The sequence below is a fragment of the Herbivorax alkaliphila genome (assembly GCF_030848475.1).
Lineage (GTDB): Bacteria > Bacillota > Clostridia > Acetivibrionales > Acetivibrionaceae > Herbivorax.
On record NZ_JAVDDS010000002.1, the window covers coordinates 23,587 to 37,444 of the forward strand.

The 13,858-nt window shown below is 32.1% G+C and carries 10 protein-coding genes; 8 read left to right on the top strand and 2 right to left on the bottom strand.

Translation table 11 applies throughout. The features are described 5' to 3' along the window. Positions 1–7: 7 nt before the first annotated feature. The 4 genes from RBH29_RS00940 to RBH29_RS00955 all read left to right on the top strand — a co-directional run bounded on the left by RBH29_RS00940 (position 8) and on the right by RBH29_RS00955 (position 7,447). Positions 8–1,225: a glycosyltransferase family 4 protein gene (locus RBH29_RS00940; protein ID WP_306694452.1), complete on the top strand. Its 1,218-nt coding sequence runs from the start codon at positions 8–10 to the stop codon at positions 1,223–1,225. A gap of 581 nt (positions 1,226–1,806) precedes the next feature. After that, entirely contained in the window at positions 1,807–4,389 is a 2,583-nt protein-coding gene (locus RBH29_RS00945) for a glycoside hydrolase family 9 protein (RefSeq protein WP_306694459.1), read from the top strand. A gap of 554 nt (positions 4,390–4,943) precedes the next feature. Next, the gene (locus RBH29_RS00950) at positions 4,944–6,611 is read left to right on the top strand and encodes a ribonuclease J (protein WP_306694464.1); all 1,668 of its coding nucleotides are present in this window, start codon (positions 4,944–4,946) and stop codon (positions 6,609–6,611) included. A gap of 35 nt (positions 6,612–6,646) precedes the next feature. Continuing rightward, on the top strand, positions 6,647–7,447 hold the full coding sequence (locus RBH29_RS00955; protein ID WP_306694465.1) for a dihydropteroate synthase: 801 nt from the start codon (positions 6,647–6,649) through the stop codon (positions 7,445–7,447). A gap of 70 nt (positions 7,448–7,517) precedes the next feature. Here the strand turns inward: RBH29_RS00955 and RBH29_RS00960 are convergent, their stop codons facing one another. Beyond that, positions 7,518–8,777, bottom strand: a complete 1,260-nt coding sequence (locus RBH29_RS00960) for a nucleotidyltransferase (protein ID WP_306694466.1) — start codon at positions 8,775–8,777, stop codon at positions 7,518–7,520. Positions 8,778–8,951: 174 nt separating this feature from the next. After that, positions 8,952–9,899 carry a hypothetical protein gene (locus RBH29_RS00965; RefSeq protein ID WP_306694467.1) on the bottom strand — a complete coding sequence of 316 codons (948 nt, stop codon included), beginning with the start codon at positions 9,897–9,899 and terminating at the stop codon, positions 8,952–8,954. A gap of 320 nt (positions 9,900–10,219) precedes the next feature. Between RBH29_RS00965 and RBH29_RS00970 the strand changes: the two genes are divergently transcribed. The 4 genes from RBH29_RS00970 (at position 10,220) to rpoN (ending at position 13,755) form a co-directional block, all read left to right on the top strand. After that, positions 10,220–10,531, top strand: a complete 312-nt coding sequence (locus tag RBH29_RS00970) for a hypothetical protein (RefSeq protein WP_306694469.1) — start codon at positions 10,220–10,222, stop codon at positions 10,529–10,531. Between the two features lie 117 nt (positions 10,532–10,648). Continuing rightward, complete coding sequence (cobT, locus tag RBH29_RS00975; protein ID WP_306694470.1) at positions 10,649–11,707, top strand: nicotinate-nucleotide--dimethylbenzimidazole phosphoribosyltransferase; 1,059 nt, start codon at positions 10,649–10,651, stop codon at positions 11,705–11,707. Next, positions 11,670–12,314 (top strand): 5-formyltetrahydrofolate cyclo-ligase, encoded by a 645-nt coding sequence (locus tag RBH29_RS00980; protein ID WP_306694471.1) that lies wholly within the window; start codon positions 11,670–11,672, stop codon positions 12,312–12,314. The genes cobT and RBH29_RS00980 overlap by 38 nt, the downstream gene beginning before the upstream one ends. 94 nt (positions 12,315–12,408) lie before the next feature. After that, a complete protein-coding gene (gene rpoN, locus RBH29_RS00985) occupies positions 12,409–13,755 on the top strand; it encodes an RNA polymerase factor sigma-54 (RefSeq protein WP_306694473.1) in 1,347 nt (448 codons plus the stop codon). The last annotated feature ends 103 nt before the right edge of the window (positions 13,756–13,858 follow it).

Genomic DNA, 13,858 nt, shown 5'->3' on the forward strand with positions numbered 1-13,858 from the left:
GAATATTATGCGAATTCTAATGCTATCATGGGAATATCCTCCCAGGATTGTCGGAGGTATATCAAGGGTTGTACATGGCTTGGCTCAAAAATTAGGAAAAAGAGGCAATGAAGTTCATGTTATTACTTGCTGGGAGATGGGAACAAAGGAGTTTGAAAAAGACGGAGAAGTATATATTCATAGAATTCACTCATATGATGTTACACCAAATAATTTTGTTGATTGGGTGTTACAACTAAATTTTTCCTTAATAGAACATGGCATAAAACTTATAAACGAAACAGATAAGTTTGATATTATTCATGCTCATGACTGGATAGTTGCCTTTGCAGCAAGGGTTTTAAAACATTCCTATTCAATGCCTCTTATTTCTACCATTCATGCAACTGAACATGGGAGAAATTGGGGAATACATGATGACACTCAAAGATATATAAATAATATTGAGTGGTGGATGGCTTTTGAGTCTTGGAGAATTATAGTAAACAGCGAATATATGAAGGAAGAAGTAAAGCACGTTTTTAAAGTACCTGGAGATAAAATAAATATAATACCAAATGGTGTTGACTTAGATAAATTTGATGGATATGAAAAAGACATAGATTTTAGAAGAAAATATGCAAAGGATAATGAAAAGATTATATTTTTTGTAGGAAGAATTGTAAATGAAAAGGGTGTTCATGTTTTGATTGATTCGGTACCTAAAGTTTTGCAACACTACAATGATGCTAGATTTGTTGTTGCTGGCAAAGGTCCCCAGCTTGAGCACTTAAAATCCAAGGCAGATTGTATGGGGGTATCTCACAAAGTGTATTTTACAGGATACATAAGTGATGAAGAACTTTTGAAAATTTATAAATGTGCCGATGTTGCGGTTTTTCCAAGTCTCTATGAACCTTTTGGAATAGTTGCCTTAGAAGGGATGGTGGCAAATGTTCCAGTTGTTGTTTCGGATACTGGAGGTTTAGGCGGGATAGTGGAACATGGTGTAGATGGAATGAAGTCTTATACGGGTAATGCAAACTCTCTTGCTGATAGCATACTGGAAATACTTCATAATGATGAAAAGGCAGAAAATATGAAAAAAAATGCATTAAAAAAAGTTCATACCATATATAATTGGAAAGTCATTACTGATAAAACTATGGAAGTATATAGAAACATTATAAATGAAAGTAAAGAAGTGGACTGGAATATATCGGTTATAAAAAAAGATTTAAATTGATTATAATTTTTTCTTATATAACAGTTGACCTTTTTAATTATATTAGGTAAAATTAAATTAAATGAAATTGTTATTATATATATAAAAATCTTATTTTAACATTAGGGTATGTGTTTGTCGGGAAGATGTTTCTTTTTCCTGCATTGAAATTATTGTTTTATAATTAGTATTGAGAATTAAATTTACCAGATATAAAAGAACCTTGAAAAGTAAATATATCAAGCTCCTGTTGGTCGTGTTTATTTTGATAATATGCAGTATTTTATTTTTTCTCGTATTTCAATACAACTTCTTCGAACAAAAAAATCTAACAATTGAAATCCAATTCACTTTTTGTATTTTTATAGTCAGATCTATTTTTCCAAACACGCTATTGCTATCTTTGTAAATAACTGATAGTAGATATGTAAGAGTTTATTCAAAACAAGGTAAGCATCAAATATTAAATTGTGAAGATTGCTGTTTTTAGTGTTTAAAAATATTACAAGGCACAATAGCAGAGAGTAAGGTATATTTCTTTTGGTTTTTGTATATTTGTGTAAATTTATATATTAATTCATTTCTAAAAGGAGGAAAAAGGAATGTTAAAAAAATTAACATTGGTAAGTGTCCTTGTTTTTGCACTATTAGCTACAAGCGTAGGTGGTTTTGCATGGACAGACATTATTACCAACAATGACTTTGAAGGAGATGTAGGGCTTCCTTGGCACGTTACTGAGGATTTCCCGGCAGAGGTAGAGTTTGAAATTGCGTATAATGAATTTGTAATTCATGTAATCGATTCAGGGGTGGATCAGTGGGGTGTTCAGTTTAGACACAGAAATATCCCTATAGAATCAGGTATGAATTACAGATTGTCTTTTACAGTACAAGCTGATGCTAACTGTAGAATTTACACTAAAATAGGTGAAATGGATGGAGATTATGAAGAGTACTGGAATAATGACTGGATGCCACATGAATTGCAGGCAAATCAGTGGTATACTCATGAAGCTCAGTTTACAGCCAATGCTAATAATGAAAGTGCTGAGTGGGCTTTCCATATTGGTGATGGTACTGGTACGCAGTACACTAATGCTACTGTTCCATCAGGTACAACATTAAGATTTACCAATATGTATTTAGAGGGGCAAGGCTATCAGCCACCGCCACCACCAGAACCAACACCTAGAAAAGAGATTCGTGTAAATCAGGTTGGTTACTATCCTAATTCTGATAAAATAGCTACTTTAATAGGTTCTGCAAGTACATGGGAATTAAAAGACACTAGTGGAAGCACAGTTGCAGATGGAAATGTGACTTCATTTGGTCAAGATGCAGATTCTGGCGATAATGTTTCACTAATTGATTTTTCTGACTTTACAGACACAGGAACTTATTACTTAGAAGCTGGTGGAGAGAGAAGTTATGAATTTAGAATAGACAATGATATCTACAGTGATATCATGTATGATGCATTAAAGTACTTCTACTACAACAGAGCGGCACAGCCGATAGAAGCTACTTATTCACATGATCCAAGTTTTGCTCGCCCAGCAGGTCATACTAACGATATAGCTACACCAGTTGAGTTTGCTAATGCCAATATTCCAGCTGGTAGTGGTACTGTTGACGTAACAGGTGGATGGTATGATGCAGGTGACTATGGTAAATATGTTGTTAATGGTGGTATGTCCACATGGACAATGCAAAACCAATACGAGCGTGCATTAGAACACGGAAGAATGGATGACTTATATGGTGATGGAATGCTAGATATTCCTGAAAGTGGAAGTGGTTTACCAGATATTCTTGAAGAAGCACGTATAAACTTAGAATTCATGCTTAAAATGCAAAAACAATCAGGAAGCAGAGCTGGTATGGCTTATCACAAGGCTCATGATGAGCGTTGGACAGCTTTAGGCTTAGGGCCTCACGAAAGTGATGCTGAAGATATGGAGCGTGTAGTTAAGCCACCGACAACAGCGGCTACACTAAATCTTGCAGCAGCAGCAGCACAAGGTTCACGTTTGTGGGAAGAGTATGATCCTTCATTTGCAAGCGAACTTATACAAGCAGCAGAGGCTGCATGGGATGCAGCACTAGCAAATCCTGATTTATATGCACCATTTACTGCAACTATGGGTGGAGGACCTTATGGTGACAATTATGTAGAAGATGATTTCTACTGGGCTGCATGTGAGTTGTTAATAACTACGGGTAATTCAGAATATTATGACTACATAAGTGGTTCAACTCATTTCCTTGAGATGCCTGATGAGATGACTGGTGGAGAAGCAGAATTAGGTCTTGTAGGTGCATTTGACTGGGGTAATACACAAGGTGCTGGAACATTATCACTTGCTCTTAATCAGCCAGATGCATTGTCATCAAATGAAATTGATACAATAATAGATAACATTGCAGCAGCATGTGATGTGTGGATTGGTTACCAAGATGAGCAGGGATACGGAATTACAATCCAGCAAAGACCAGTTTTCTATGACGATCCAGATTTAGTTGGTTATCCATGGGGATCAAATTCATTTGTATTAAACCAAGGTATAACATTTGCATATGCATATGACTTAACAGGTGATGAAAAGTATTATAACGCATTGACAACAGCTATGGACTATATCATGGGACGTAACCCAATGAATCAGTGTTATGTAACAGGCTATGGTGATGTACCACTAGAAAATCCTCACCACAGATGGTTTGCATACCAGTCCAATCCATCATATCCAAAGGCACCTCCTGGATGGGTATCAGGTGGTCCTAACTCTGGATTACAGGATCCTTGGGTTAAAGGTTCTGGATGGCAGCCAGCTGAAAATCCGCCACAAAAGTGTTTCATGGATCATATTGAATCATGGTCAACAAACGAGGTTACAATTAACTGGAATGCTCCATTTGCTTGGGTAACTGGTTACTTAACAGAAATTGCTGAGTTTGGTCCAGTTGATGGTCCTCCTCTTGATGATGATGTTATGCTTGGAGACATTAATGGTGATGGAGTAATTGACTCAACAGATGCAACAATGCTTTCAAGACTTATACTTGATATACCTGTTCCAGGTGCAGATGTAGATGCGGCAGATATTAATGGAGATGGAAATATCGATACTACAGACTATGCATTACTTTCAAGACATATTTTAGAAATAAGCTCAATAAACTAATTAACATAGTACAATAAAAAAAGAGGGTGGCAAATTGCCATCCTCTTTTAATATGTCAAGGTAGTTTCTTAATATGGATGTATATATTTAATGTGAAGAACAATGTTTCTTCCATATTTTCATTCCCATAAATGACATGCACCCTCTTAATATCTTATAGTCTTTAATTAATTTTGTCATCTAAATTTAAATGTGCTGTAGCGTACTTATTTTTTATAGAATATCTATAATTTTAAAAATATATATTATAAGCACAACAATTCTAGGAAATCAATTATAATATCTTCATTTATGTCGCTAGAAATGACTTTAGAAATATAGTATAGAAGGTATAAAGAAGTGTTAGAACTATCGGTTAGTGAACTCGTTTATATATATTATCATAAATATATAAAAGTATTTTTAAAGATGTACTAAATTATTGTTTATATTCACTAGAAATATGCTATAATAATAAAGTTATCAATTATTTTTAGAATTATATACTGGGCTTTTTTAAAGGAGTCTCGTTTAAACAAAAGATATACATATATATAGTAAATGGAGGTTTAGTTGTGGCAAAGAAAAGAAAAAAACTAAAGATTATTCCCCTTGGTGGTTTAGGTGAAATCGGAAAAAACATCACTGTGTTTGAATATGGGGAGGATATCATTATTGTGGACTGTGGAATTGCATTTCCTGAGGATGATATGCTAGGTATTGATTTGGTAATACCTGATGTATCTTATTTGACCAAAAACAAAGATAGAATCAAAGGAATTGTTTTAACACATGGTCACGAGGATCATATTGGGGCACTGCCTTATGTACTCAAGGATATAAACGTGCCTGTTTATGGTACTAAATTGACTTTAGGTCTAGTTGAGCAAAAACTTGCAGAGCATGAGCTTTTAAGCAGCGTAAAGCTTAAAATTGTTAAGCAGTCAGATGTTATTCAATTAGGATGCTTTAAGGTAGAGTTTATAAGGTCAAGTCATAGTATTGCAGATGCTGTTGCACTTGCAATATTCACTCCTATAGGTACAATTGTTCATACAGGAGATTTTAAAATTGACTACACACCTATAGAGGGAGAGCCTATCGATTTAGCAAGGTTGGCTGAGCTAGGAAAAAAAGGTGTTTTACTGCTTATGGCTGACAGTACAAACGTGGAACGAGAAGGATATACAATGTCAGAGAGGACAGTTGGACAAACGCTGGATGAAATATTTATGGATAGTAAGCGTAGAATATTGGTAGCTACTTTTGCATCTAATGTTCACAGAGTACAACAAGTTATAAATGCTGCTGTTAAATTTAAAAGAAAAGTTGCTATTTGTGGTAGAAGTATGGTTAATGTAGTAAATGTATCTATGGAGCTTGGTTACATGAATGTTCCAGAGGGTGTAATTATTGATATTGACAATATTAACAAGTACCCTCCAGAAAAATTAGTTATTATCACAACTGGAAGCCAAGGTGAGCCTATGTCGGCATTGTCAAGGATGTCAGCAGGTGAACATAGAAAAGTTGAAATTGTACCCGGAGATCAGGTTATTATTTCAGCCACTCCAATACCTGGAAATGAAAAGTTTGTTTCAAAAGTTGTGAATGATTTATTTAAAAAAGGAGCAGAAGTTATATATGAAGCATTAGCAGATATACATGTATCTGGACATGCATGTCAGGAAGAATTAAAGCTTATTCACAGTCTTATAAAGCCAAAATATTTTTTTCCTGTACATGGAGAGTATAGACATCTTAAACAGCATGGAAATCTTGCCAACAATTTAGGGATGCCTATGGAAAATATTTTTATAATGGATATAGGAAAAGTTTTGGAAATTACAGATGGCAGGGCAAGATTAAATGGAAATGTTTCGTCAGGAAGAGTTCTAGTGGATGGATTAGGAGTTGGAGATGTGGGAAATATCGTTCTTCGTGATAGAAAACATCTTTCCCAAGATGGATTAATTGTGGTTGTAGTATCAATTGAAGGTAGTAGTGGAAATGTAGTTGGAGGTCCAGATGTTATTTCCAGAGGTTTTGTATATGTTAGAGAGTCAGAGGACCTTATGGAAGAAATTCGTGAAGTTTCAAGGATTGCATTAAAAAAATGTTCTGAAAAGAAAAAAAATGATTGGGCTACTAAAAAGAGTATTATAAGAGATGCATTAAGAGATTATTTGTATGAAAAGACAAAAAGACGTCCAATGATTCTTCCTATAATTATGGAAGTGTAATAATAAATACAATCCAGCATTTTGGAGGGGTTAAAATGATTGTTGTAGGTGAAAAAATAAATGCAGATTTAAAGTCAATAAAAGCTGCACTAGATAAGAACAATAAAGAGATTATTCAGGAACTTGCCAAAAAACAGCAGGAGGCAGGAGCTTCATATATTGATATAAATACAGGAGTTTTTAAGGAAAATGAAGTGAGTAAGCTAAAGTGGCTTGTTGATGTAGTTCAGGAAGTTACAGATGTACCTTTTTCTATTGATTCTTCTAACGCTGAAGCTATTGAGGCTGCTTTAAAGGCAAATAAGAATGGTAAGCCTGTTATAAACTCTATAACAGCAGAAAAAGAAAAATACAACAAAATACTTCCACTGGTTTTAGAATATGACGCATATGTTATAGCACTTTGTATGGACAACAATGGTATGCCTGAAACGGTTGATGAAAGAATAGTTATTGCAGATAAATTAGTTAATAGTCTTTTAAAAGAAGGAGTAAAAATAGATGATATACTATTAGATCCATTAGTTCGACCAGTTGGAAGTGGTACTAATTATGGAGTTTGTGCAATTGAAGCTATTAAGAAATTAAAAGCTCAGTTTCCAAAAGTGAAAGTGATATGTGGTATAAATAATATTTCTTTTGGAGTTCCAGCTAGAAAGCTTATGAATCAGTCGTTTTTAGTAGCTGCAATGATATCTGGGTTGGATGCAGCTATAATGGATTCCATGGATAAAAAGCTTATGTCAACTATTTTTGCAACAGAAGCCCTTATGGGAAAAGATGAGTTTTGTATGAATTATCAAATGAAGTTTAGAGAGGGACTTTTAGAAATATAAAAAATCTCTAGGTGGAGGTAGAATATCTACCTGAATCTCCAATTTTTTTGCTTTAGCTAAAGAGTTTACCTTATATTATTATAACATTTTGAGTAAACTCTTGGCTTGCCTTTCTATACGCTGAATTCTTATAGCCCAGTACATATATGTCTGTAGAAATAGATTCTAATTCTAGCATTTTTCTCAAAAGAGGATTACATGAGTTTATAAAGTTAGCAGTTTTTAGAATCATTGGAATTGAAGAATTTTTTTTAATAAGTGACATCAGGTATTTACCTCTTTGATTAAATCCTAACACTCTAGCATATTGGGGGCCATTATATGAATTGAATATAGTAATATCCTTTGAAGTTATTCCTAGCATTATGTTCATAAGGATTCTTTGTATTCTTGTAACAGTATATCTCTTTGTGCATATTTTCTCCAATAGGTCATTATATGTGCCAGTGGTATTAGTTGCACTTTTGATTCTGTTTTCTAATCCTTCAGAAACATACATAATTTCTTTAAGTTGTACTGATGTACTCTTTCTTATTAGTGCCGAAATAATGTCATAAAAACAAGAAGGGGAAATTGGACCTCTGCCAGCTGTTATTTCTTCATTAACAATATTATAAGAGGTCTTAGGTAAAACCATGTCTAAAACATTTTGGACAGAGCAATTCATTGATTTTAAAAGATGTTTTCTAATTGCTGTAGCACTTGAAATACTTCCTGTTATATCTTCTGTATTATAGCTGTTATTAATTCTTTTGATTGTAACAGGTGTTATATTGCTGTTTAAACGCTTTAAAGCTTTTAAATACTCTATACCAAGAATATTATTTGATTGGCTTAATAATTTATCAATGCTTAAATTAAGGTCTTTTTTTGCATAAAGGTATTTTGCCAAAGCATTTTCTCTTGATGCTGGGTAGGATAGACCTTTTTTAAGCTCTTTTTTTAATATTGATTTATATAAATCAGGTTCATTATAGAGGATATTAGCAATGATATCAAGAGTTTTTGTTTCTCCTGATTCGCTTCCAAAGCACAAGTAATCTACAATACCAATATCATTTAAAATTTTCACAGCCCCATGTGCAAAATATTCAGCACTAGACAGGGCGTAAGTTACAGGAAGCTCAATTACTAAATCTACACCATTTAACAAAGCTGTTTTTGCCCTTGCCCATTTGTTTATAATTGCAGGCTCTCCTCTTTGTATAAAATTACCACTCATTATGCAGATTACATATTCGGCACCAGTAATTTTTTTTGCCTGTTCAATGTGATAAAGATGACCATTGTGAAAAGGATTATACTCTACAATTACCCCCAATACTTTCATATAAAAAATCCTTTCTTTGAGTTTGTATTTTTAAAAATCAATAATTTTATTATATATCAAACTTTTAACCAAATAAACATCTTTTGAATGTATAATTTATTTAATTATAATATACAAGTAGAAATTATATCTTAAAGCCCTTATGCTTTAGCACAAACAGGTATATTTGCTGTTTTAATCATTTTCTTCTTTTTGTTCTTTTTCTATCACATCTATATTATTCAAAGCTACTTTACCTTTAATATTAGAAAGATATTTATTTTTTTCGTTTATAACCGTTTCTAATTCTTGTATGGAGTAGTCAAGCTTATTTGATCTTTCAGGTCTGTCTTTTTGTATGGAAGTTTTGTAAAAAGACCAGGAAGATTTAAGATTTTTTAAATCTTCTTTTGAATCAGTCCAATTTTCTGCAAGAGCATTTAAGATTGCATTTCTGGTATAATGGCGTAGTCTTTTTATTTCTGGTGAATACTGTGTATCAAAAAGCATATAAAGATCGGGAACATGAGAATAAAGATTACTTGCAGCAATTAAAGAATTAGCTTGATTTCTATTTAAAGTTGTATTTGTAAGACTATTTAGTGCCACACTAAAATTATCAATAAGTTCTTTTGATGCATTTATTTCCATAGCAGAAGATGTAAAGCCATTCCACTGATAGTGTAATTTATTTATTGTGCTATCAATTTCTACCCAAACATCTTCATCTTGTGCTTTTTCTGAATCTTCTTTGGCATTATTTGTATCTTGATTTTCATCATCTTGATTATTATCTTCATCATCTTCATCTTCATTATTATCCTGATTATTATCCTGATTACTATCCTGATTATTATCTTCATCATTATTTTCCTCATTATCATCTTCTGTACTATTGTCAGTTTGATTATTTTCCTCTTGATTATCTTCTGTTTCTTCAACATTTGAAGCTGGTCCATTTAATGATAGAAAAATTTTTTCAATACTTTCTTCAATGCTCTCTAAATCTTTAGGAACCTCATTTTTGTCTTTTTCAGCACTTAACTGTTCATTTTGGGAATCTTCATTATTTTCAAGATTTACATTACACCCACTTAAAGTTATAAATATTATTACTGCGATTATAAATGTTTTATTTTTCATTTTAAATATTTTCCTCCATTTCTATTGATGATTTACAAGTATTATTCTCAAAAAGCCTTTAAAAAAAACAAACATTTTTAAAAAAGATTTTTCTGTAAAAAGGGTGCATTTTATTTAAGTGAATGAAAATATGGAAGAAACATTATTTTTCACCTTTAATATATCCCTATAAAAAATGCAGGCTGCAGTAGTAGAAAGGTGCTTTAAACACCTTCTGTAAAGAAAAAATTACATAAAGGATTTTAAGTGATACTGTCTAATTTAGAATATTGATAGGCCATTATAAAATTAATAAAAATAGTAAAACTGGAGGTAATTAAATGTATGTTACTGTAAATTTATCATCAAGGAAGACTGGAGAAATCAAATGCTTTTTAGAGAGGTTTTACCAAAGAGAACTTGATATGGATGAAGGGGTGGAACAGTGGATTTATATTTATAAAAAACCACTTGAAGCTATCGAAATGATAAGTACAGTTATCGACAACAATGATCAGCATAAAATTAAGGTTTGTGTACAGGTTGATAGATGTGACGTACACTCTGTAACATACGAAAACTACAATGATATTATTAAGGCATTATTATACTTATACTATAAAGAAGAAGGTTTATATGAAGAGAGTACATAAATTTGCCTTATAAGAAAATTTAGAATATAATTATGTTGAAATATGATGTAATCTATAGAGAAGAAAGAAATATAATTTAGGTCTATAGTGGATAATTTATTTTGGGAGAAAAGAAGCATGGTTTTTGAAAAGGCAATAGAATGTATAGGTGATTTAGATAGGGACTTAATGGATGAAGCAAAAAAGAGGCTTGATAGTCTGACAAAACCCCTAGGAAGCTTAGGGAAACTTGAAGCAATAGTGCAACAAATTGTTGGTATAAGTAAAGATATTTATCCAGATGTGCATAAAAAAACTGTGGTTATTATGTGCGGGGATAATGGAGTTGTTGAGGAAGGAGTTAGTTCCTGTCCTAAAAGTGTTACAGCCACAGTGACTAGAAACTTTTTAAAAGGGTTTACAGGAATAAATGTTTTTACTAAATTTGCAGGTGCAGATATAGTTGTAGTAGATGTAGGAGTAGATGGAGATGTTAAATCAAGAGGAGTTGTGGACAGAAAGATAAGAAGGGGAACATGGAATATAGCAAAAGGTCCTGCTATGACGAGAGAAGAAGCCATAAAGGCGATTGAGACAGGAATTCTAATAGTAAAGGACTTGAAAAGTAAAGGTGTAAAATTATTGGGAACAGGTGAGATGGGAATAGGAAATACCACAACAAGTAGTGCTGTTTCAGTTGTTCTCACAAATAGTAAGCCAGAAGATATGGTAGGATGTGGTTCAGGGATATCTAATGAAGGGTTTAAAAATAAAATAGAAGTTGTACGAAAAGCTGTTAAATTAAATAAGCCTGACGCTAATGATGCTGTAGATGTTGTCTCTAAAGTAGGAGGGTTTGATTTAGCTGGTCTTATAGGGTGTTTTATTGGTGCTTCAGCATATCGTATTCCAATAGTTATAGATGGGTTTATATCTGCTACAGCAGCACTTGCAGCTGTCAGATTAGAACCAAAAGTTAAAAATTTTATTATTCCTTCTCATGCTTCAGTTGAGCCAGGGAATAAAAAAGTGATGGAAGCATTAAAACTTGAACCAATGCTTGATTTAAATATGAGACTTGGGGAAGGTACTGGAGCGGCACTCTTTTTTAATATTATTGACTGTGCTTTTTGTGCTTATAAAAATATGGGAACATTTGATGATGCGAATATTGATCAGTATAGAGAGCAAATTTAGTTTTAGCATCAGTAATTTTGTTGAAGGTGATATTTTGAAAGACAAAAAAGAAATTAGAAAAAAGATATTGGATTTAAGAAAAAAGCTTTTAAAAGAGCAAGTATTAAAAAAAAGTAAAGCTATTACACAAAAAATTATAACATTAAATCAGTTTTTAGAGAGTAAGAATATAATGGTTTATATGAATTTCTCAAAGGAAGTTTCAACTAAGCTTTTAATAGAAAAATGCTTTGAGAAAAACAAAAGAGTTCTTTTACCATTGGCAAATTTAAAGTCAGAAAAAAGCAAGCTTGAAGTTTATGAAGTAACAGATATTGAGAATCAAGTTGGCAAGAGTAAATATGGTATTTTAGAGCCTAAAAAAGAATTAACTCAAAGAATTGATGCAAAAGAAATAGATATGGTTGTAGTTCCAGGGGTTGTTTTTGATGAAAATAGGAATAGAATAGGTTATGGAGCCGGTTGTTATGACAGTTTTTTAAGAGAGACTAGAAAAGAATGTTATAAAACAGGGATTGCCTTTGAGCTTCAGATTTGCTACCATATACCCATAGAAGAACATGATGTTCCTTTAGACATGATTGTTACTGAAAAAAGAATAATATAGCACTTATTTTAAAATTATTATAGATTGATATAAACAAGTTATCTGTAAATGTTGTAGAAAAGATTAGTACTTAACTAAAGTGAGGAGAAGGAAATTGGATTTTTATTTTGATTTAGATCTTATTAAATCACAAAAAGTAATACTTACACCTCAATTAAAGCAAGCTCTTGAAATACTTAAAATGAATTCTCAGGAGCTTACAGAGTATATTCAAAATGAAATAGAGACAAATCCTGCTTTAGATATTTGTCCAGATTGTCCTGATACACAAGAACATGTATGTCCTTTGACCTTGGAGACTAAGGAGTATTTTGAAAAAAATGATGAGATAATTGACTTTATGGACAATAATATAGCAGAAAGGTCAACTTTAAATTTATCGTTAAAAGATCATTTGCTTATGCAGCTTAACACTGTACTTTTATCTGAAAGTGAAATAGATGCAGCAGAATACCTAATAGATAATGTTGATGATAATGGATATCTGACAATTACTCTTTTAGAGGCTGCATCATTTATGAATTTTCCAATAGTTAAAGTTGAAAAGGTGTTAAAAGTATTGCAGGCTTTTGAGCCGTCAGGTGTATGTGCTAGAAATTTAAAGGAATGCCTTATAATACAGTTAAATCAAATGGATATTGAGGATGAAAATATAGAAAATATTATAAACAACCATTTAGACGATTTAGCGGACAACAAAATATCATCTATCGTCAAAAAAACAGGTCTTAGGCGAGAGAAAATAATTGAAATTTATAGATTTATTAAAACCTTAGAACCAAAACCTGGAAGGGAATTTTATGGGGGAGGACAATTTAAATACATTATTCCTGATGTTGTAGTAAAAAAGACCAATGAATATTTTGAAGTATATGTAAATGAAGATGCAGTGCCTAATATCAACATAAACAGCTATTATAAAAGTGTATTGTATGAAGATATAAATGTAGAGGCAAAAAAATTTATACAATCTAAAATTGACAGAGTTAATTGGTTAATTAAATGTATTGAGCAAAGAAAAAATACATTATTAAAATTGTCCTTATGTATTGTTGACAGGCAAAATGAATTTTTTAAAAAGGGAAAGAAAAGTATAAGACCTCTTACAATAGAAGAAGTTGCTGGAGAAATTTCTCTTCATGAGTCAACTGTAGCAAGAGCGATTAGTGGAAAGTATATTCAATGTTCTTGGGGGGTTTTTGACATGAAGCATTTGTTTCCCTCAAGGGTTCCTGATAGTAAAATGTCAGGAGAAAATATAAAAGAGAGAATAAAGGAAATTATCATTTCAGAAAATAAAAAATTCCCCTTAAGCGATAATGACATAATGGAAATGCTTTTCAAAGAAGGTGTGGAAATATCACGTAGAACTGTTGCAAAATATCGAATGGAAATGAACATTCCTGAATCTAGAAAAAGAAAAAACCATTCCTTAAACTAAGAATATATATAACAAATATATGTATCCTTAAAAAATTTTCTTATTAAAAAAATTTAGTGGTTTTATATTGATAACCTAAAACATATATTAATAATTGGAAATA

What these genes read in the sequence shown, in the direction of transcription:
- RBH29_RS00960 (WP_306694466.1), bottom strand. Translation starts at nt 8,777, where the DNA reads ATGAAAGTATTGGGGGTAATTGTAGAGTATAATCCTTTTCACAATGGT.
- RBH29_RS00955 (WP_306694465.1), top strand. Translation starts at nt 6,647, where the DNA reads ATGATTGTTGTAGGTGAAAAAATAAATGCAGATTTAAAGTCAATAAAA.
- RBH29_RS00945 (WP_306694459.1), top strand. Translation starts at nt 1,807, where the DNA reads ATGTTAAAAAAATTAACATTGGTAAGTGTCCTTGTTTTTGCACTATTA.
- cobT (WP_306694470.1), top strand. Translation starts at nt 10,649, where the DNA reads ATGGTTTTTGAAAAGGCAATAGAATGTATAGGTGATTTAGATAGGGAC.
- RBH29_RS00980 (WP_306694471.1), top strand. Translation starts at nt 11,670, where the DNA reads ATGATGCGAATATTGATCAGTATAGAGAGCAAATTTAGTTTTAGCATC.
- RBH29_RS00965 (WP_306694467.1), bottom strand. Translation starts at nt 9,899, where the DNA reads ATGAAAAATAAAACATTTATAATCGCAGTAATAATATTTATAACTTTA.
- RBH29_RS00970 (WP_306694469.1), top strand. Translation starts at nt 10,220, where the DNA reads ATGTATGTTACTGTAAATTTATCATCAAGGAAGACTGGAGAAATCAAA.
- RBH29_RS00940 (WP_306694452.1), top strand. Translation starts at nt 8, where the DNA reads ATGCGAATTCTAATGCTATCATGGGAATATCCTCCCAGGATTGTCGGA.